The organism is Streptomyces sp. NPDC090077 (genome assembly GCF_044747545.1).
Taxonomy (GTDB): domain Bacteria; phylum Actinomycetota; class Actinomycetes; order Streptomycetales; family Streptomycetaceae; genus Streptomyces.
The window spans coordinates 1-18,872 of the sequence record NZ_JBIVEG010000022.1; the positions used below are offsets into that span (position 1 = coordinate 1).

Consider the following 18,872-nt stretch of genomic DNA (forward strand, 5'->3'; position numbering starts at 1 on the left):
CCCCTTCTGGGGGCTCCGCCCCCAGGCCCCCGCGCCTCAAACGCCGGCGAGGCTGATTTCAGCCTCGCCGGCGTTTGAGGCGCGGGCGCGGAGCGCCCGTACGGGGTCAGGGGCGGAGCCCCTGGGAACGGTGGAAGGGCGGGTAGGGGACCCCGGCTCCGCGCAGCGGCAACGCACCCGCAGGCGGCCCACCGGCCCCCGCAACGCGAACCGGCCCCGCCCCGCATCCGACAGCCGGAGGCCGTCGCAGCGGCGCGAAGCCGGGGAGGCCCCCAGGGGCCGAGCCGCGCGAGCGGCGCGTCAAGAAGGAGGGCTAAAACAGGCGGAGCTTGTCGTCCTCGATGCCGCGGAGGGCGTTGTAGTCCAGGACCACGCAGTCCATCCCCCGGTCATTGGCCAGAACCCGCGCCTGCGGCTTGATCTCCTGCGCCGCGAACACGCCGCGCACCGGCGCCAGGTGCGGGTCGCGGTTCAGCAGCTCCAGGTACCGGGTCAGCTGCTCGACGCCGTCGATCTCGCCGCGCCGCTTGATCTCCACGGCAACCGTCGCGCCGGAGGCGTCCCGGCACAGGATGTCCACCGGGCCGATCGCCGTCATGTACTCGCGCCGGATCAGGGTGTAGCCCTCGCCCAGCGTGTCGATGCGGTCGGCCAGCAGCTCCTGGAGGTGCGCCTCGACGCCGTCCTTGATGAGGCCCGGGTCGGTGCCCAGCTCGTGGGAGGAGTCGTGGAGGACTTCCTCCATGGTGATGATGAGCTTCTCGCCCGCCTTGTTGACGACGGTCCAGACGTTCGCGTCGTCCCCGGTCCCCTCCTTGAGGGTGCACGGAGGCGACATCCAGTTGAGCGGTTTGTACGCCCGGTCGTCCGCGTGGATCGAGACACTGCCGTCGGCCTTCACGAGGATCAGACGGGGTGCCGAGGGCAGATGGGCGGTGAGCCGGCCCGCGTAGTCGACGGAGCAGCGGGCAATGACGAGACGCATGGTCGGCAACGCTACTCGACCGACGGGCCTCCACGCGATTCGCCCCTGAAAGCCCCGTTCGCCGATGGCGCGTTGTATGCGCATTCTCCTGGTGCGGTACCCGGTGGGCGCCTACCGTGGTGAGCGGGAGGTTGTCGAGCGTGCACACTGCGTCGCGGCCTCCCTCCCTGCCCGTAGGACCCAGGCAGCCCAAACTGTCCGGGTCACGAGAGGAGAACCCATGTCGCTCGACGTCTCACCGGCCCTACTCGAACAGGCCGAGCGAGGCGAGGTCGACGAAGCCGCTTTCGTCGACTGCGTCCGGACCTCCCTGCCTTACGCATGGGAGATGATCAGCTCGCTGGTGGCCCAGCTGGAGGTTGAGGGCGGACAGTTCGCCGACAACCAGACGCCGCCGCCGGACGAGCAGGCGCGCGGGCAGCTGCTGCGCGCGCTCGCGAGTGACGCGATACGGGGTGCGCTGCAGCGGCACTTCGGGGTGCGCCTGGCATTCCAGAACTGCCACCGTGTGGCCGTGTTCCCGCTGGATTCCTCGGTGGACGACCGGCTGGCCAAGTTCACCTCGATCCGCGGCCAGCTGCTCAACCAGTCCCCGGAACTTCGGGACTGCTAGCAGTACCGGTACTCCGCTGCCGCTCCGTGTCGCGGGAGGTGCGACTGACACAGGAGCGGCAGCCCCAGGCCCCGTACGGGGTCACGGCAGCAGGGGGAGGACCTCCGCACCGAGGCGGCGGACGTTGTCCTCCGTGGCGGCGAGGTCGCCCGATCCCTCCGTCAGCAGGGCGAAGCGGGTGATGCCCGTCCGCTCCGAGGTCTGTGCCAGCCGGTCCGCCGCCAGGGCGGGGCTGCCGACGGGGTGCAGCGAGCACAGCAGTTCCGTGTACGCGTGCGGGTCCCGCATCGCGCGCTGCCGGCCGTCCACCGTCACGTGGGCGTCCAGGCCCTGGCGGAACCAGCCCGGCATCGACTTCAGCAGGGTCTCGCGGGCGTCGGCCGTGGTGTCCGCCAGCTGGCAGACCCCGGCCGACACGTGCCCGGCCGTCCGTACGGCCTCCGGCGGGTGCCCGTGCGCCAGCGCGGTCCGCCGCCACAGTGCGACCTGCTCGGCCTTCTCCTCGTCCCCGCTGTGCATGCCCAGCAGCATCGGCAGCCCGCGCTCCGCGGCCAGCCGCACGGATGCCGGGGAGGTGCAGGCGACGATCACTTCCGGCCCCGTCCCGTCGCCGTCCAGTGCGTCGCCCGGGCGCGGTACGACGGCCACCTCGCGGAAGGAGTGCCGCGGGCCGGCCGCCCCCACCCGGGGCTCGGCGAGCCAGCGCCGGAGCAGGTCGAGGTCCTCCGGGAAGCCGGTCTCGTACGCCTCGGGGCCGCCCCCGAACACCTCCAGGTCCACCCACGGCCCGCCGCGGCCCACCCCCAGGGTGAACCGGCCGCCCGAGGTGACGTGCAGCAGGGCGGTCTGCTCGCCGAGGGCCACCGGGTGCGCGTTCGGCAGCACGCTGACCGCCGTGCCCACCCGCAGCCGCCGGGTCCGGCCCAGCAGCAGGGCCGCCAGGGTCACCGCCGACGGGCAGACCCCGTACGGCACGAAGTGGTGCTCGGCCAGCCAGACCGAGTCCAGGCCGGACTCCTCGGCCACCTCGGCGGTCCGCACCGCCCGGTGCAGTGCCTCGCCCTGTCCCTGGCCCGGGAACTGGGCCGCCAGTACAAACGCTCCTACGCGCATCATCGCCCTTAGCCTCCTCGCGGCTGACGCGGCCTCCCCCAGGCGGACCGACTCGTCGACGGCATCGACGTCTGCTGGCAACAACGTCTGACACGTGCCAAAGGCACGGCCTGACAGGAAAGTTATTGAGATTGTCGGGCCAATCGATTCCGGAGGGTCGGCCTCCACCCGCCACCCTGCGGGTACCCCGCCTCGCTGCGCGTAGTCTGGGAGAAAGTCACTGTCGGCCGCCCCCTCGTGAGGTATACGTGTCACCGCGCCACAACCGCCCCAGGGGCGGCGAGACTCCGGACGAACGACCCGGCACCGGCCTCGACCGGTTCGGCCTGGAGCGCACCGAGGAGTACCTGGGCGAGGAGTGGAAGGTCCGGCACGTCGCGGGGGCCAGCGCGGCGGGCAAGCGCTACCGCTGCCCGGGCTGTGACCAGGAGATCCCCTCGGGCACCCCGCACCTGGTGGCGTGGCCCGAGTACGGCGGTGTCGACGACCGCCGGCACTGGCACAAGGCCTGCTGGAACGCGAAGGACCGCCGCACCTCCAAGGTGCAGCGGTCCCGCAACGCTCCCCGGTACTAACCCCGGCCGGGCCGCGTCAGATGTCGCGGCGGCGGACCACCACGTACGAGGCGAGGACCGCGCCCGCCGTCACCCCGAGCAGCAGGAAGAACTGGACCACGTCGCTGGGGGCCGACCGCCCCTCCATGTCGACGCCCTGCAGCCCGAACAGCTGGACCAGGCCCACCGGGGCGTTGTAGCGGAGCACCAGACCCCCGAGCCCGGAGGTGACCGGCCAGGAGGTCAGTATCGCCCCGAGCACCGGGGGCATCGTGACCACGCCGAGCATGACGGCGATCCCGCCCGCGGAGTGCCGTACGAGCGCCCCGACCGCCAGCGCTAGGACGCCCAGCAGCGTCACGTAGAAGGAACCGGCCACCGCGCCGGTCCAGTCGCTCAGGCCGTGCACCCCGGCGGCGGGCCCGTTGTGCAGGATCGCCGCCCACAGGCCGACGAACAGCACCGAGCCCAGGGTGACGAGGAACGCGGAGGCGCCGAAGACCAGGTACTTCGCGGTGAGCACCCGCAGCCGCTCGGGGGCGGCGGTGAAGGTGGTGCGGATCAGGCCGGTGCCGAACTCGGAGGAGATCGTCAGCACGCCCAGCACGATCACCGACACCTGGCCGGCCATCAGCCCGAAGAGGGCGGGACCGGTGTACGGGAGGTACTGGTAGTCAGCGGCCGCGGTCTGCAGCACGGCGATCATGCCCACGCCGACGACCAGCGCCACGAGGGAGCCGAGCGTCCACAGGGTGGAGCGCACCGAGGTCAGCTTCGTCCACTCCGAGGCCAGGGCGTGCCCCAGGTGCGGCCGCGGCGTGGGCAGCGGCGAGGTGTACGCCTGCGGCTGCTCCGCGCCCGCCGCGGGCGGGCCGGCGGGGGTGGGGGTCATCGGGGGTCCTCGGGGGTGTTCTCGGAGCCGCGGGCCAGGTCGGCCGCGCTGCCCGGCATCAGGAAGGGGCGCCCGGATCCGGGCGGCGGGGGAGCGAAGAAGCTCGCCGCGGTCTCGGCGGGGACGGCCGCGGCCTCCTCCTCCCACTCCGGGACGGTCAGCGGCTCGGGCTCCCACAGCTCGGCGCGGGGGTCCTCGGTGGAGGTGTACTCGACGGAGGACTGGGTCATCCGCATGTAGGCCTCCTCCAGCGAGGCCCGGTGCGGGGAGAGCTCCCACAGCCGGACGCCGGCCCCGTGCGCCAGGTCGCTGATGCGCGGCAGTTCCAGCCCGGTCACCCGCAGCGCCCCGTCGGGCTCCTGGAGGACCCGGCCGCCCGCCCGCGTCAGCGCGGCGGCGAGGGCGGTGCGGCCGTCGGGGCCGTCGGCCGCGGGGCCGTCGGCGGCGCGGACCCGCGCGAATCCGGCCGAGTTGTGCGTGATGAAGTCCTGGGTGCTCATGTCGGCGAGCAGCCGGCCCCGGCCGATCACGATCAGGTGGTCGGCGGTGAGGGCCATCTCGCTCATCAGGTGCGAGGAGACGAAGACGGTCCGGCCCTCGGCGGCCAGCTTCCGCATGAGGTTGCGGACCCAGAGGATGCCCTCGGGGTCGAGGCCGTTGACCGGCTCGTCGAAGAGCAGCACCTGCGGGTCGCCGAGCAGGGCGGCCGCGATGCCGAGGCGCTGGCCCATGCCGAGGGAGAAGCCCTTGGTGCGCTGGCGGGCGGCGTCCTGGAGGCCGACCACGCCGAGGACCTCGTCCACGCGCTTCTCGGGGATCCCGGAGAGCTGGGCGATGGCCAGCAGGTGCGTGCGGGCCCGGCGGCCGCCGTGCATGGCCTTGGCGTCGAGCAGGGCGCCGACGTGACGCTGTGCGTTCGGCAGCTCCCGGAAGGGGAGGCCGTTGATCGTGACGCGGCCCGAGGTGGGCCGGTCCAGGCCGAGGACCATGCGCATGGTGGTGGACTTGCCGGAGCCGTTGGGCCCCAGGAAACCGGTCACGTGGCCCGGCTTGACCTGGAAGGACAGCTGGTCGACGGCGGTCTTGGCGCCGAAGCGCTTGGTCAGGCCGACTGCCTCGATCATCCTTGTGCCCCTTGCCAGCCGGGACGGCTTTCGCCCGCGTACGCCTTAAGAGGATATCGGGGCTCCTGCGGTTCCCCGCCGGGCCGGATCCCTGAGCTGCCCCTGAGATCCGACCCGGGGATGTCCCGTAGTACGCGGGGTGTCCGTCGCGGGACGGACACCCCGCGTCACGGGGTGTGCGTCAGGCGTCCCGCTTCGCCAGGGTGAGGTAGCCGGCGGCCAGGGCGGCCAGCGACCACAGCGCCATGATCCCGAGGCCGCCCCAGGGGCCGTAGGGCGCGTCGGCGTCCGCGGAGGCGACGGTCTGCATGATCGCGGATCCCGCCATGTTGGGCAGGTACTCGGCGATCTTGCGGGTGGCGTCGACCAGGCTGAGGACGATCGGCAGGATCAGGACGAAGGTGATCAGGAGCGAGATCGCCGCCGCCGAGTTCCGCAGCACCATCGAGATCCCGATGGCGAACGCGGCGAGCAGGGCCAGGTACAGGCCGACGCCGATCACCGCGCGCAGGACGTTCTCCTCGCCGAGGCCGGTGCTGTGGTCGCCGAGGAGGGCCTGGCCGAGGAAGAAGGACAGGAAGCCGGTGGCCAGGCCGACGACCAGGGCGAGGCCGGTGGCCACGGTGACCTTGCCCAGCAGCAGGGTGCCGCGCCGGGGCACGGCCGCGAGCGAGGTGCGGACCATGCCGGTCCCGTACTCGCTGCCGACCACCATCGCGCCGAAGACCAGCACGGCCAGCTGCCCCAGCATCATTCCGGAGAAGCTCATCTGGGTGGCGTCGAAGGTGAGCTGCGAGGCCTTCGGCATGTCGTCGAAGGTCGCGTTGACCACGGCGCACAGGCCGGCGCCCATGGCGACGGTGACCAGCAGCGTGGTGGCCAGGGTCCAGCTGGTGGAGGCGACGGTGCGGATCTTGGTCCACTCGGAGCGGAGGACTGCGGAGTAGGCCACGGTCACTCACCGCCCTTGCGGGTCGCCTCGAAGCCGGTGCCCCACGCGGGGCCGGCGGGCGGCGGGACGGGGGCGCCGGGCGCGTGGGCGTGGTACTCGACGGAGTCCGCCGTCATGCGCATGAACGCTTCCTCCAGTGAAGCCCGTTGCGGGCTGAGTTCGTGCAGCACGATCTGGTGCTGGGCCGCCAGTTCGCCGAGCCGCTCGGACTCGACGCCGTCGATCTCCAGGGTGCCGGTGGCGGGCACGCTGACCGCGGTGATGCCGGCTTCGTGCAGGACGTCCTTGAGCCGTTCCTGCTGCGGCGAGCGCAACCGTACGTAACTGCGGGAGTTCTCCCGGATGAAATCGGACATGGACATGTCGGCAAGGAGCTTTCCCTGTCCGATGACGATCAAATGGTCTGCGGTCAGCGCCATTTCGCTCATCAAGTGGGAGGAGACGAAGATCGTCCTCCCTTCGGAGGCCAGCCCCTTCATGAGATTGCGGATCCAGAGAATTCCCTCGGGGTCGAGACCATTGACGGGTTCGTCGAACATCAAGATCTCCGGATCACCCAGCAGGGCAGCGGCGATTCCCAGCCGTTGGCCCATTCCGAGCGAAAATCCTTTCGACTTCTTCTTGGCGACCGCCGTCAGGCCGACCAGGTCCAGCACCTCGGACACCCGCTGTTCCGGGATCCGGTTCGACTGGGCGAGGCAGAGCAGGTTGTTGTACGCGCTGCGGCCGCCGTGCATGGCCTTGGCGTCCAGCAGCGCCCCGATGTGCTTCAGCGGTTCCGGCAGGTCCCGGTAGTGCTTCCCGTCGATCCGGACCGTTCCGCCCGTCGGGCGGTCGAGGTCGAGCATCATGCGCATGGTCGTGGACTTCCCCGCCCCGTTGGGGCCGAGGAAGCCGGTCACCACCCCCGGTCTGACCTGGAAGCTGAGGTGGTCCACGGCGGTCTTCGCGCCGAATCGTTTCGTAAGGCCCTCAAGCTCGATCATGCGGCCACGCTAGAACGGCCAGGGGCCGTACGCCACCTCGAAAAGGTGACATACGGCCCCTGATGTGCCGGTTTCGCTACCAGCAGGTAGACGCCGGCGTACGCGCGGGCGTACTAGCGGCTCTGCTGCGCCGGGACGCCCCGGGTGACCGGCTCGTCGTCGATCGGGGAGCCGGCGGCCGCCACGGCCGCACCGGTCAGCGTCGCCAGCATCTCGCGGACGTTGGTCAGCTGGGCGTTGATGGAGTCGCGGCGGTTGGTCAGCGCCGCCAGCTCGCGCTCGGACTCGCTGCGGATGCGGTCGGCCTTGGCGTTGGCGTCGGCCACGATGTCCTCGGCCTGGCGCTGCGCGGTCTCCACCGTCTGGCGGGCCCGGCGCTCGGCGTCCGTACGGAGCTTCTCGGCCTCCAGGCGCAGCTGTTCGGCGCGGTGCTCGATCTCCGCCAGGCGCTTCTCGGCCTTCTGCTGACGCGAGGCCAGGTCGCGCTCCGACTGCTCGCGGCGCTTGGCCAGGTTGGTCTCGAAGTCCGCGGCGGCCTGGGCGGCCTTGGCGCGGGTCTCCTCGAACAGGGCGTCGGCCTCCTCGCGCTTGGAGGCCGCGTCCTTCTGGGCCTCGGCGCGCAGGGCGGCTGCGTCGCCCTTGGCCTTCTCGACGATGCGGACGCCCTCGTCCTCCGCGTTCGACTTCCGGTCCGCCGCGAACGACTCGGCGTCGTTGCGCACCTGCTGGGCCGCCGACTCGGCCAGCTCACGGTGCTGCTCGGCCGCGCGACGGGCCTCCTCGCGCAGGTCCTTCGCCTCCTCCTCGGCCAGCCGCAGGATCTTCTCGACCCGGGCGCCGAGACCCGCGTACGACGGCTCCGCGTCGCTCACCTGGGCCTGGGCGTTCTGCGTTTCGAGGTGCAACTCCTCGATCCGCTTTTCCAGAGAGTTGATACGTCCTAGGGCGCTGTCGCGGTCGGAGACCAGCTTGGTAATGCGGTCGTCCACCTGACCGCGGTCGTAACCACGCCGCACGAGCTCGAAGCCGAAGGGGGAGGAAGTGTCGCTCATGGGGTTCCTGTCGAATGAGACCGATGAGGTGCTACGTGAGGTGTTAAGGGGAATCCTAGGCGCCAGGGCGGCGTGTCATCGAGTCAATCCGGGTTTGCCCTGGACAATGACACCCCTTTTGAGTGGCAAGGCGACGGAATGATTGTCACTCCTTCGACTGAACCTCCCTCAGAAGCACACATCCTGTGTTCTGACTACCCCTCTGACACCTTGCCACCCGAACGAGTGGAACCCGCCGATGCGCCGGCCCTCACGCCCCCCGCGCCCTGGCCGCCCAATGCGGGCTTTCCGCCACCCGAAGGTGCCTCGAAAGATTCCAACGCCTCAAGAACGTCCTGGACACGGGAGATCTCCGCCTGAATGTCCTCGCGCCTGCGCACCAGCACTTCCAGCTCGCGACGACCCTCGTCGACCAGCCGCTCCGCCTCCGCCTTCGCCTCCGCGAGCACCTTCTCGGCCTGCCGCGACAGCTCCGCCTTCTTCGTCTCGGCCTCCTTGAGCAGCGCCTCGGCCTTGCGCACGGCCGCGATGCGGACCTTGCTCGCCTCGCTGCTCGCGTCCGACACCAGCTCCTTGGCCTTCGCCTCCGCCTCGGCGCTCTGCTCGGTGGCGGCGCGCACCAGCTTGTCCACGCGCTCGCCGGCCGACTTCATCTGCTCGGCCGACTCCCGGCGGGCACGCTCGTGCAGCTCCTCCACCTCGGACTCGACGCGGGAACGCAGCTCCTCCGCCCGCTCCCTTATCGCGGACGCGTCCGTACGCGCGCCGACCAGCAGCTCGTCCGCGTCCGTACGGGCCTTCTCCACCGTGGAGTTGCCCTCGACGGTCGCCTCCGACGTGATGCGCGCCGCCTCCTTGCGGGCGGCGTCGACCATCGCGTCGGCCTGCTCCTCGGCCGCCGTGGTGGCGGCCAGGGCCTGCACGCCCGCGTCCGAGGTCAGCTTGTCCGCCTCGGAGACCGCCTCCGTGATGAGCCGGTCCACCTGCTCCGCGGCCTCCGTACGCCGCTTGTTGGCCTCCTCGCGGGCCTCGTCCAGCAGCCGCTCCGACTCCGTGCGCGTCTGCGTACGGGTGCGCTCGGCGTCGGTCGCGGCCTCCGCCTTCACCCGCTCCGCCTCGGACCGGGTACGGGTCGCGTGCTCCTGCGCCGAGGCCAGCGCCTCCGCCGCCTCCGCGCGCAGCCGCTCCGCCTCGCCGGCCGCCTCGCCGACCGTGCGCTCGTTGTCCTTGCGGGTCTGCTCGGTGAGCTTGTCCGCCTCGGACGCCGCCTCGGTGATGAGCCGGTCCGCCTGCTCGGCGGCCTCGGTGCGCAGCCGGTTGCCCTCGGCGCGCGCCTCGTCCAGGGTCTGCTCGGCGTCCCGCTCGGCGCTCTCCAGCGTCTCCATCGCCGCGGCCGTGACGCGCTCCGCCTCCGCGGTGGCCTCGCCGACGATCCGGCCGCCTTCGCCGCGGGCCTCCTCCAGCGTCCGCGCCGCCTCCGCGACGAGCCGGTCGGCCTCCGCCGCGGCCTCGCCGACCGTGCGCTCGTTGGCCGCGCGGGTCTCCTCGACCAGCCGGTCGCCCTCGGCGCGCGCGTCCACCAGGATCCGTGCCGAGTCCCGCTCGGCGGCGGCCAGGGTGTCGGCCGCCTGCGTCCGGAGGGCCGCGGCCCGAGCCTCGCCCTCCTCCAGGACCCGTGCCGCCTCGGCGCGCAGCCGCTCGGCCTCCGCGGCCGCCTCGCCGACCGTGCGCTCGTTGTCCTTGCGGGTCTGCTCGGTGAGCTTGTCCGCCTCGGACGCCGCCTCGGTGATGAGCCGGTCCGCCTGCTCGGCGGCCTCGGTGCGCAGCCGGTTGGCCTCGGCGCGCGCCTCGTCCAGGGTGCCCGCCGCCTCGGTACGGGTGGCGTCCGCCGCCTCGGCGGCCTCGGTGGTGAGCCGCTCGGCCTCCGCCCGGGCGTCCGCGACGGTCGCCGCGTTCGCCTCCAGGGTCTCCCCGGTGAGGCGCTCGGCCTCGGCCTCGGCCTCCTCCACGATCCGGGCGCCCTCGGCGCGCGAGGCCTCCAGGGACTCCGCCGCCTCGCCGCGGATCCGGTTCGCGTCGTCACGGGCGTCCGCCCGGGTCCGGGCCGCGTCCCGCTCGGACGCCGCCAGGGCGTCCGTCGCCTCGGTCCGCACCCGCTGCGCGTACTCGGCCGTGTCGGCCCGCAGCTGCTCGGCCTCGGTGATCGCGTCGCCGACGGTCCGGGCCGCCAGCTCCTTCGCCGCGTCCGTCTCCACCCGGGCTTCGCTGCGCACCCGCGCGGCGTCCTCGGCCGCGCGCTCGCGCTCCGCGTGGGCGTCGGCGCGGACCCGGTCCGCCTCTTCCTCCGCCTCGGTGCGGGTGCGGTCCGCCGCGTGCTCGGCCGCGCTGCGCAGCCCGGAGATCTCCTCCTCGGCCTGCTCGTGCAGCCCGGCCACGGAGTCGCGCACCTGCTGGGCGGTGGCCTCGGCCGCCGCGACCAGCTCCGCCGCGCGGCGCTCCGCCTCCTCGGTCAGGCGGGCCGCCTCGGCCTGGGCCTCCTCCGAGCGCTTGCGGGCCTGCGCCAGCAGCTCCTCGTTCTGCTCGCGGGCCTGCGCCCGCTCGTTGCCCGCGTCCGTACGGGCCGCCGACAGGGTCTCCTCGGCCTCCCGGCGCCTGCGCGCGGCCTCCTCCTGGGCGGCCGCCAGGGCCTCCGCGGCCTCCTCGGCGACCCGCTCGGCCGCCGCCTTCGCCTCGGCGCGCAGCCGGTCCGCGGTCTCCTGCGCCTCGGTGCGCACCCGCTCGGACTCGGCCTCCGCCTCGGCGCGCAGCCGTACGGAGACCAGCTCGGCCTCCGCGCGGACCCGGCCCGCGTCCTGCGCGGCCTCGCCGCGCAGCTGCTCGGACTCCGCCTCGGCCTGGGCCTGGAGGGTGCGGACGCGCTCCGCCGACTCGGCGCGCAGCCGGTCGTTCTCCTCGGTGGTCTCCCTGCGGATGTTCTCCGCCGCCAGGCGGGACTCGCGCAGCGTCTGCTCCGCCGACGTCAGCCGGGCCTCGGCGTCCGACTGCAGCCGCGCCAGCTCCGCGTCGGCCTCGGCGCGCTTGGCCGCCAGGGCCTGCTCGGTCTCCTCGCGGCGCGCCCGCACCGCGGCGTCCGTCTCGGCGGTCAGCGCCTCGGCCTGCTCCTCGGCCTCCGCGCGCAGCCGTTCGGCCTCCGCGCGGGTCCGCTCCAGGGTCTCCTCGGCCTGCCGGCGCAGGGTGGTGGCCCGCTCCACGGCCTCGGCGCGGACCCGCTCGCTCTCGGCGGTCGCGCCGGAGCGCAGCTCGTCCGCGTCCGACTTGGCCTTGCCCAGCAGCTCCTCGGCGGTCTTGGCCGCCTCCTCGATCTGCTGCACCGCCTCGCGGCGGGCCTCGCCGCGGATCCGCTCGCCCTCGGCGACGGCCTCCGCGCGCAGCTGCTCGGCCTCGCCGCGCAGCCGACGGGCCTCCTCCTGGAGTTCGACGGTGCGGGCCCGGTACTCCTCGGTGTCGTCCTTCGCGGCGCCCTTGAGCTCGTCGGCGGTGGCCGCCGCCTGGGCGCGCAGCCGGTCGGCCTCGCTCTCCGCCTCGCGGCGGATCCGCTCGGCCTCCTCGGACGCCGCCCGGGTCGTGGCGCGGGCGTCCTCCGAGGCCTTGTTCAGCACGTCCTCGGCGGTGCGGGCGGCCTTCGCCAGCTGCGCCGCCGTGTCCTCGGCGGCGGCCGTACGGGCCTGCTCGCCGGCCTCGGTGCGCAGCCGCTCCGCCTCCGCGCGGGCGTCGGCCAGCGCGTGCTCGGCCTCGGCCTTGAGGACCTCGGCCTCCTTCGTGGCCTCGCCGACGAGCCGGGCGACCTGCTCCTTCGCGGTGCGGGTGCGCTGGTCGTTGACGGACTCCGCCGAGGCGAGCTGCCGGGCGGCGCTCTCCTTGGCCTCCGCGAGGAGCTTCTCGGCCTCGGCCCGGGCACTGCGCAGCGCCCCGTCGGCCTCCTGGACGCGGGCCTCGGCGACGCGGCCGAGGTCCATGGTCTGCTGCCGGGTCTGTTCGGCCTCGGCGGTGGTGGTGGTGCGCAGCCGCTCCGCGTGCTCGGTGGCCTCCTGGGCCTGGGCGGAGGCGGCGGCCAGCAGCCGTTCGGCTTCCTTGCGGGCGCGCAGCAGGGCCTGCTCGGCCTCGGCGCGGGAGGCCTCCGCGTCGGCGGCGAGCCGGCGGCGGGCCTCCTCGGCGGTCCGGGCGGCCTCGGCGCGGGCGGCGTTCAGCGCCTGCTCGGCCTCGGCGCGGGACTCCTCCATGAGCCGGCGGGCCTGGGACTCCGTACGGGCGCGCAGCTGCTCGGCCCAGGCGACGTTCTCGTTGACGTGCGCCTCGACGGTCTGGCGGCGCTCGTTGAGCTCCTGGTCCAGGCGCTGGCGCCGGTTGACGGCCTCGGCGTGCAGCTCGGCCTGGAGGCGCGCCTGGTGCTCGGCGTGCTCCTGGAGGATCCGCTGGGTCTGCGCCCGGGCGTCGCGCAGTTCGCGCTCGGCGTCGGACCGCATCTGGTCGGCCTGCACCTGCGCGTTGCGCAGCAGCTGCTCGGCCTGGTAGCCCATGTCCGCGCCGTCGTAGGCAGGGCGGGACGCGAGCGCGCGACGCACCTCATGCAGCTTGGCGCGCAGCACCTCGACCTGGTAGCCGAGGTCCTCGGCGTGCTGGACGGCCTTCCCGCGCTCCTTCTTCAGCCGCTCCATCTCGGCTTCGAAGCGCGAGAGATGGTCGGCTTCGGCCTGATGGCTCTCCTGGCTTTCGTAGCCCCGCACAGCGCGGTCCCATCCGTCCCCTGGTCGCAAGCTCACTCCCAAATGAGCATCGCTCGCCCGCTGAACGACGCCCCCGGGGAATGGTGTCAGATGTCGGGGCAGGGCTTGCAGGCCCCGACCCCGTCCGCACCGAACCCCGGCCGAGCCATGGCCACTCTACCGGCCGGGGAATGGGGACATCAGTGCGCTGTTGCCCGGGCGCTCCGGGCGGGGCCGTCGGGGAATGCCCTTTCACGGCCCCGGCGCCCGATTTTCGGTGTTCGAATGCGTGGGGCGCACGCTGTCCGTAGTGTCGTCAGTGGCCGGCGGGGTCGGGGTTGCTCGTGACCAGTTCGGTGAGGACCCCGTGGCAGTCCTTGGGGTGCAGGAAGGTGATCCGGGAGCCCATGGAGCCGATGCGGGGCTCGTCGTAGAGGACGCGGACGCCCTTGCCGCGGATCGCCTCCGCGTCGCCGTCGACGTCCGCGGTGCCGAAGGCGATGTGGTGCACGCCCTCGCCGTTCTTGGCCAGCCACTTGCCCACGGCGGAGTCCTCGCGGGTGGGCTCCAGGAGCTGGAGGTAGGAGGCCCCGCCGTCGGAGGTCTCGTTGATCTTGAGCATGGCCTCGCGGACGCCCTGCTCCTCGTTGACCTCGGTGTGGAACACCTCGAACCCGTACGTGGCACGGTAGAACTCGACGGTCTTGTCCAGGTCGAAGCAGGCGATCCCGATGTGGTCGATTCTTGTCAGCATGGGACCAGTGCACCGCCGAGGAGGGTGGTCACGCAACGTGCCAGCGATCACACCGACTGCCCGGTGACTGCGCGGGTACCGCTCAGTACATTCGGGTAAACCCTCGTTCACTCCTCATCCTCAAGGGGCTGTGCCTCATGTCCGGAACGAACAACTCCACCTCAGTGATCGTCGCCGGGGCCCGCACGCCCATGGGGCGCCTGCTCGGCTCGCTGAAGTCCTTCTCGGGCGCCGACCTCGGCGGCTTCGCCATCAAGTCCGCGCTGGAGCGGGCCGGCATCTCCGGCGACCAGGTCCAGTACGTGATCATGGGCCAGGTGCTCCAGGCCGGCGCGGGCCAGATCCCCGCCCGCCAGGCCGCCGTCAAGGCGGGCATCCCCATGAACGTGCCCGCGCTCACCATCAACAAGGTGTGCCTGTCGGGTCTGGACGCCATCGCGCTGGCCGACCAGCTCATCCGCGCCGGGGAGTTCGACATCGTGGTCGCGGGCGGCCAGGAGTCGATGACCAACGCCCCGCACCTGCTGCCGAAGTCCCGCGAGGGCTACAAGTACGGTGCGATCGAGATGCTGGACGCGATGGCCTACGACGGCCTGACCGACGCCTTCGAGGGCATCGCGATGGGCGAGTCCACCGAGAAGCACAACACCCGCCTGGGCATCGAGCGCGCCCCGCAGGACGAGTTCGCCGCCGCCTCCCACCAGCGGGCCGCGGCCGCGCAGAAGAACGGCGTCTTCGAGGCCGAGATCACCCCGGTCGAGATCCCGCAGCGCAAGGGCGACCCGGTCATCTTCGCCGCCGACGAGGGCATCCGCCCCGAGACCACGGTGGAGTCCCTGGGCAAGCTGCGCCCGGCGTTCGCCAAGGACGGCACCATCACCGCCGGCACCTCCTCGCAGATCTCCGACGGCGCCGCCGCCGTGGTCGTGATGAGCAAGGCGAAGGCCGAGGAGCTGGGCCTGGAGTGGCTGGCCGAGATCGGTGCCCACGGCAACGTGGCCGGTCCGGACAACTCCCTCCAGTCGCAGCCCTCGAACGCGATCCTGCACGCCCTGAAGAAGGACGGCCTGGAGGTCTCCGACCTGGACCTCATCGAGATCAACGAGGCCTTCGCGGCGGTCGCCGTGCAGTCAATGAAGGACCTCGGCGTGACCCCGGAAAAGGTGAACGTCAACGGCGGCGCCATTGCCCTGGGCCACCCGATCGGCATGTCCGGCGCCCGTGTGGTGCTGCACCTGGCGCTGGAGCTCAAGCGCCGCGGCGGCGGTACCGGTGCGGCGGCCCTCTGCGGCGGCGGCGGCCAGGGCGACGCCCTCGTGATCCGCGTCCCGAAGGCGTAGGGGCGAGCGCATGGCGACGGTGGACGTCCCCACGCTGGTGGCGCAGGCCCGTGAGGGCCGGCCGCGGGCCGTGGCCCGGCTGATCTCACTGGTCGAGGGGGCGTCCCCGCAACTGCGCGAGGTGATGGCCGCCCTGGCCCCGCTGACCGGCGGCGCGTACGTGGTCGGGCTGACCGGCTCCCCGGGGGTCGGGAAGTCGACCTCGACGTCGGCGCTGGTCTCGGCGTACCGCGCGGCCGGCAAGCGGGTCGGCGTGCTCGCCGTCGACCCGTCCTCGCCCTTCTCGGGCGGGGCGCTGCTCGGCGACCGGGTCCGGATGTCGGACCACGCGTCCGACCCCGGCGTCTACATCCGCTCCATGGCCACCCGCGGGCACCTGGGCGGGCTCGCCTGGGCGGCCCCGCAGGCGATCCGGGTGCTGGACGCGGCCGGCTGCGACGTGGTCCTGGTCGAGACGGTCGGGGTCGGGCAGTCCGAGGTGGAGATCGCCTCGCAGGCGGACACCTCGGTGGTGCTGCTGGCCCCGGGCATGGGCGACGGGATCCAGGCCGCGAAGGCGGGGATCCTGGAGATCGGCGACGTGTACGTGGTGAACAAGGCCGACCGGGACGGCGCGGACGCCACCGCCCGGGAGCTGAACCACATGCTGGGCCTGGGCGAGAGCCGGGGTCCCGACGACTGGCGGCCGCCGATCGTCAAGACCGTCGCGGCGCGCGGCAAGGGCATCGACGAGCTGGTCGAGGCCCTGGAGAAGCACCGGGCGTGGATGGACGAGCACGGGGTGCTGGCCGGGCGCCGGGCGGCGCGGGCGGCGCGGGAGGTGGAGACCATCGCGATCACCGCACTGCGCGGGCGGCTGGCCGACCTGCGCGGGGACGCGCACCTGGACGCGCTGGCGGCCCGGGTGGCGGCCGGCGAGCTGGACCCGTACGCGGCCGCGGACGCCGTGCTGGACAGCCTGACCGAGGGCTGAGCCGCGCGGCACAAGGAAAGGGCGGGGAGCCGGAGCTCCCCGCCCTTTCCACGTCCGCGACGCGGGCTCAGATCTTGCCGCGGTTGCCGCGCAGGTGCTCCGCGACCGGGCGCAGCGACTCGCGCAGCGCCTGGAGGGCCTCCGGCGGCAGCAGGTCGATGAAGTGCTCGCGGACGGACGCCACGTGGTGCGGGGCGACCTTGCGCATGGTCTCCATGCCCTCGTCCGTCAGGACCGCGTACAGGCCGCGGCGGTCGGACTCGCAGTTCACCCGGCGGACCAGGCCCGCGGTCTCCATGCGGGTGATCTGGTGGGAGAGCCGGCTCTTGGACTGGAGCGTGGCCGTGGCCAGGTCGCTCATCCGCATCCGCAGGCCTTCCGACTCCGAGAGGTTCACCAGGATCTCGTAGTCGTTGTTGGTGAGTCCGAAGGGCTGGAGATCCTTTTCCAGCTGGTGCATCAGCAGTCTGCTGACGTCCAGGTGGGTGCGCCAGGCGCACTGTTCGGCTTCGGTGAGCCAGCGGGTGGCCGTCTCGGTCTCCATCGTCTCCATGAAAGAACTCTACCTAAGAAGTTGAATTACGTACAAAAATAGGAAGATCGGATTCTGCCGGTACGGGCCGGGGCCTCACAGCCCCAGGCGCCGCTGGAGATCGCCCAGCTGCCCCGGCATCCGGGGCACGCCGAGCTGCCCCAGCGGACCGCCGGCCCCCGGGACGCCCTGGGCGTTGCCCGTGGCCGCCCCGGCGCCCACCGCGCCCACCGACTGCTCCGCCATCAGCAGCTCGGTCGACTGCAGCAGCACCGTGCCCGCGCCGACGAACTCGAACTGGTGCTCCTCGCCGGAGGTGCCGCCGATCCCGGTCAGCGAGCGCAGGCCGCCCATCACGCCCGACATGTAGCCGTGGTCGTAGTGGTGGCAGGGGGAGGGGCAGTCCGCCCAGCCCACCAGCGCCTGCGGATCGACACGCAGCGGCGGCTCCATGAAGACCACCGGTCCGTTGGACGCCGCGACGAACTTCCCGGTTCCGATCAGGGTCAGGAAGCCCGGGACGATCGACTGCTTCAGCGCCAGCGTGGGCTCGTACGCCAGCAGGTTCCCCGACCGGATGGTCAGGTTGCCGTTGTCCAGGTCGTACGAGTTCACGTCGAAGGCCCGGTCGGCCAGCAGCATCTTGCCCTGCCCCTCGGCCACCACCCAGTCACTGGCGTGCAGCGGCGAGTGGAAGCTGGTGCGCAGCAGGCGGTCGAAGCGGCCGTTGCCGACGCCGTTGAACTCGATGCGCCCGTAGTAGGCGATCATCTTGCCCTTCTGCAGGAACCACTGGCTCCCCTTGAGCTCCACGCAGAAGGTGTACGCGTTCACGTTGTCGTCGGAGGGCAGGGTGTGCGGGTCGAACACCGTCGGGCCCCCGGGGCCCGGGATCACGGGGCCAAAGTTCACAGCTTCTCCTCGGAGGCCTGTACGTAGACCGCGCCCTGGCCGGACAGCTCCAGCTGGAACGCCTCGCCCGAGCCGCGCCCCACCATGTCCCGCCAGCCGAGCGCGGTGGAGAGCTTGTTCCGGACGTCCCCGTGGTGGGCCACGTACGCCTGCGGGTCGACGTGGACCGGCCGGTTCGGGGTGATGGGGAGCTCGATGACCCCGCCGTGGGCCATCACGGCGACCGCGCCGTGGCCCTTGAGGGTGGTGGTGAACAGGCCCTGGCCGGTCACCTGGCCGCGCACCATGCCCATGACCCCGCCCTGCGAGCCCATGAACATCGTGCCCTGCTGGAGGGTGCCGTCGAAGGCGAGCAGCCGGTCGGCCTCGACGTACAGGGTCTCGCCCTGGAGGTTGATCACCTGGATGTGGTGGCCGCCGTGGCCGAACATCACGGTGCCGCTGCCCTCGACCGTCATCAGCGGGGTCTGCTCGTTCGCCACCCGGCGCCCGATCATGCCCATGACGCCGCCCTGGCCGCCGGTGATGCTCGGGGTGAAGGAGACCTCGCCCCGGTAGGCGAGCATCGCCCCGCGCTGGCTGTACATCTTCTGGCCGGGGACCACCTGGGCCTCGACCATCTTCGAGTTGATCTCGCGGAACGGCATCAGATGTCACCCCCCACCGTGTTGCGCTCGCTCGGCTGGACGTACACCAGGCCCTCGCCCTCGAAGCGGATCTGGAACGCCTCGCCGGAGCCCTCGCCGATCAGGGTGCGGAAGTTGATCCCCGACTGGAAGGACTGCTGGAGGTTGCCGGTGTGCGCGACGTACGCGCCCGGGTCGACCGACAGCGGGTACTGGGCGCTGACCCGCAGCACCACCGCCGGCCCGTCGGACATGATCGCCGCCTGGCCGGAGCCCTCGACGGTCGTCGTGAAGAGCCCGTTGCCGGAGGTCGCGCCGCGCAGACCGGTGAAGGTCGTGCCGGTGCGCAGGCCGGCGTCGGTGCACAGCAGGTTGCTGGACTCCACGTAGAGCTTCTCGCCGCGCAGGTTCACGAGGTTGATCTCGCTCGCCCGGTCGGCGAAGTAGCAGGTGCCGTGCCCCTGTACCTCCATCACCGTCATCTGTTCGCCGGTCAGCCGGCGGGTCACCATCCCGCGGAGGCCCTCACCGCCGCCGGTCATCTTCTTGAAGGCCATCTGGCCGTCGTACGCGACCATGGCGCCGTTCTTCGCTTTCACGGCGTCACCGGTCAGGTCGACGGCGAGCACCTTGCTGCCTTGGAGTCTGAACTGAGCCACGGGGACGAAGGTATCGGCAGCGGGCCGGGGCGAACAGGGTCT

General features: G+C 72.4%; 17 protein-coding genes. 4 read left to right on the forward strand and 13 right to left on the reverse strand.

Annotated features, from left to right (window positions below; translation table 11 throughout):
- Positions 1 to 313: 313 nt before the first annotated feature.
- A complete protein-coding gene (gene nucS, locus ACIPW5_RS28890) occupies positions 314 to 985 on the reverse strand; it encodes an endonuclease NucS (protein ID WP_185911129.1) in 672 nt (223 codons plus the stop codon).
- A 220-nt stretch (positions 986 to 1,205) separates the two neighbouring features.
- Here nucS and ACIPW5_RS28895 point away from each other — a divergent pair, with 220 nt between their 5' ends.
- Positions 1,206 to 1,598, forward strand: a complete 393-nt coding sequence (locus ACIPW5_RS28895) for an SCO5389 family protein (protein WP_267032609.1) — start codon at positions 1,206 to 1,208, stop codon at positions 1,596 to 1,598.
- An 81-nt stretch (positions 1,599 to 1,679) separates the two neighbouring features.
- On the opposite strand, the gene ACIPW5_RS28900 is transcribed toward ACIPW5_RS28895, so the two are convergent.
- The gene (locus ACIPW5_RS28900) at positions 1,680 to 2,711 is read right to left on the reverse strand and encodes an LLM class flavin-dependent oxidoreductase (RefSeq protein WP_401251135.1); all 1,032 of its coding nucleotides are present in this window, start codon (positions 2,709 to 2,711) and stop codon (positions 1,680 to 1,682) included.
- A 248-nt stretch (positions 2,712 to 2,959) separates the two neighbouring features.
- Here ACIPW5_RS28900 and ACIPW5_RS28905 point away from each other — a divergent pair, with 248 nt between their 5' ends.
- On the forward strand, positions 2,960 to 3,286 hold the full coding sequence (locus ACIPW5_RS28905) for an ATP/GTP-binding protein (protein ID WP_401250893.1): 327 nt from the start codon (positions 2,960 to 2,962) through the stop codon (positions 3,284 to 3,286).
- A gap of 16 nt (positions 3,287 to 3,302) precedes the next feature.
- On the opposite strand, the gene ACIPW5_RS28910 is transcribed toward ACIPW5_RS28905, so the two are convergent.
- From ACIPW5_RS28910 to mce, 7 genes are all read right to left on the reverse strand, one after another.
- Positions 3,303 to 4,157, reverse strand: a complete 855-nt coding sequence (locus ACIPW5_RS28910) for an ABC transporter permease (protein WP_401250896.1) — start codon at positions 4,155 to 4,157, stop codon at positions 3,303 to 3,305.
- A complete protein-coding gene (locus ACIPW5_RS28915; RefSeq protein ID WP_401250899.1) occupies positions 4,154 to 5,281 on the reverse strand; it encodes an ABC transporter ATP-binding protein in 1,128 nt (375 codons plus the stop codon). The genes ACIPW5_RS28910 and ACIPW5_RS28915 overlap by 4 nt, the downstream gene beginning before the upstream one ends.
- 181 nt (positions 5,282 to 5,462) lie before the next feature.
- Entirely contained in the window at positions 5,463 to 6,239 is a 777-nt protein-coding gene (locus ACIPW5_RS28920; RefSeq protein WP_401250900.1) for an ABC transporter permease subunit, read from the reverse strand.
- A complete protein-coding gene (locus tag ACIPW5_RS28925; RefSeq protein ID WP_401250902.1) occupies positions 6,236 to 7,219 on the reverse strand; it encodes an ABC transporter ATP-binding protein in 984 nt (327 codons plus the stop codon). The genes ACIPW5_RS28920 and ACIPW5_RS28925 overlap by 4 nt, the downstream gene beginning before the upstream one ends.
- 113 nt (positions 7,220 to 7,332) lie before the next feature.
- Entirely contained in the window at positions 7,333 to 8,271 is a 939-nt protein-coding gene (locus ACIPW5_RS28930) for a hypothetical protein (RefSeq protein WP_007266614.1), read from the reverse strand.
- A 194-nt stretch (positions 8,272 to 8,465) separates the two neighbouring features.
- Positions 8,466 to 13,055, reverse strand: a complete 4,590-nt coding sequence (gene scy / locus ACIPW5_RS28935; RefSeq protein WP_401250905.1) for a polarized growth protein Scy — start codon at positions 13,053 to 13,055, stop codon at positions 8,466 to 8,468.
- 295 nt (positions 13,056 to 13,350) lie between these two features.
- Complete coding sequence (gene mce, locus ACIPW5_RS28940) at positions 13,351 to 13,788, reverse strand: methylmalonyl-CoA epimerase (protein ID WP_401250908.1); 438 nt, start codon at positions 13,786 to 13,788, stop codon at positions 13,351 to 13,353.
- A gap of 137 nt (positions 13,789 to 13,925) precedes the next feature.
- Here mce and ACIPW5_RS28945 point away from each other — a divergent pair, with 137 nt between their 5' ends.
- Positions 13,926 to 15,128: an acetyl-CoA C-acetyltransferase gene (locus ACIPW5_RS28945; RefSeq protein ID WP_401250911.1), complete on the forward strand. Its 1,203-nt coding sequence runs from the start codon at positions 13,926 to 13,928 to the stop codon at positions 15,126 to 15,128.
- Positions 15,129 to 15,138: 10 nt separating this feature from the next.
- The gene (gene meaB, locus ACIPW5_RS28950; RefSeq protein WP_401250913.1) at positions 15,139 to 16,101 is read left to right on the forward strand and encodes a methylmalonyl Co-A mutase-associated GTPase MeaB; all 963 of its coding nucleotides are present in this window, start codon (positions 15,139 to 15,141) and stop codon (positions 16,099 to 16,101) included.
- 67 nt (positions 16,102 to 16,168) lie between these two features.
- Here the strand turns inward: meaB and ACIPW5_RS28955 are convergent, their stop codons facing one another.
- From ACIPW5_RS28955 to ACIPW5_RS28970, 4 genes are all read right to left on the reverse strand, one after another.
- Entirely contained in the window at positions 16,169 to 16,645 is a 477-nt protein-coding gene (locus ACIPW5_RS28955; RefSeq protein WP_401251138.1) for a MarR family winged helix-turn-helix transcriptional regulator, read from the reverse strand.
- 84 nt (positions 16,646 to 16,729) lie between these two features.
- A complete protein-coding gene (locus ACIPW5_RS28960; protein ID WP_401250915.1) occupies positions 16,730 to 17,545 on the reverse strand; it encodes an AIM24 family protein in 816 nt (271 codons plus the stop codon).
- Entirely contained in the window at positions 17,542 to 18,192 is a 651-nt protein-coding gene (locus ACIPW5_RS28965) for an AIM24 family protein (protein ID WP_042801807.1), read from the reverse strand. The genes ACIPW5_RS28960 and ACIPW5_RS28965 overlap by 4 nt, the downstream gene beginning before the upstream one ends.
- A complete protein-coding gene (locus tag ACIPW5_RS28970; protein ID WP_401250919.1) occupies positions 18,192 to 18,830 on the reverse strand; it encodes an AIM24 family protein in 639 nt (212 codons plus the stop codon). Before ACIPW5_RS28970 ends, ACIPW5_RS28965 begins: the two co-directional genes overlap by 1 nt.
- Positions 18,831 to 18,872 lie beyond the last annotated feature (42 nt).

Bases quoted from the DNA above. Each gene is read 5' to 3' on its own strand.
- nucS (WP_185911129.1), bottom strand. From the start codon at position 985: ATGCGTCTCGTCATTGCCCGCTGCTCCGTCGACTACGCGGGCCGGCTC.
- ACIPW5_RS28895 (WP_267032609.1), top strand. From the start codon at position 1,206: ATGTCGCTCGACGTCTCACCGGCCCTACTCGAACAGGCCGAGCGAGGC.
- ACIPW5_RS28900 (WP_401251135.1), bottom strand. From the start codon at position 2,711: ATGCGCGTAGGAGCGTTTGTACTGGCGGCCCAGTTCCCGGGCCAGGGA.
- ACIPW5_RS28910 (WP_401250896.1), bottom strand. From the start codon at position 4,157: ATGACCCCCACCCCCGCCGGCCCGCCCGCGGCGGGCGCGGAGCAGCCG.
- ACIPW5_RS28915 (WP_401250899.1), bottom strand. From the start codon at position 5,281: ATGATCGAGGCAGTCGGCCTGACCAAGCGCTTCGGCGCCAAGACCGCC.
- ACIPW5_RS28925 (WP_401250902.1), bottom strand. From the start codon at position 7,219: ATGATCGAGCTTGAGGGCCTTACGAAACGATTCGGCGCGAAGACCGCC.
- ACIPW5_RS28930 (WP_007266614.1), bottom strand. From the start codon at position 8,271: ATGAGCGACACTTCCTCCCCCTTCGGCTTCGAGCTCGTGCGGCGTGGT.
- mce (WP_401250908.1), bottom strand. From the start codon at position 13,788: ATGCTGACAAGAATCGACCACATCGGGATCGCCTGCTTCGACCTGGAC.
- ACIPW5_RS28945 (WP_401250911.1), top strand. From the start codon at position 13,926: ATGTCCGGAACGAACAACTCCACCTCAGTGATCGTCGCCGGGGCCCGC.
- meaB (WP_401250913.1), top strand. From the start codon at position 15,139: ATGGCGACGGTGGACGTCCCCACGCTGGTGGCGCAGGCCCGTGAGGGC.
- ACIPW5_RS28955 (WP_401251138.1), bottom strand. From the start codon at position 16,645: ATGGAGACCGAGACGGCCACCCGCTGGCTCACCGAAGCCGAACAGTGC.
- ACIPW5_RS28965 (WP_042801807.1), bottom strand. From the start codon at position 18,192: ATGCCGTTCCGCGAGATCAACTCGAAGATGGTCGAGGCCCAGGTGGTC.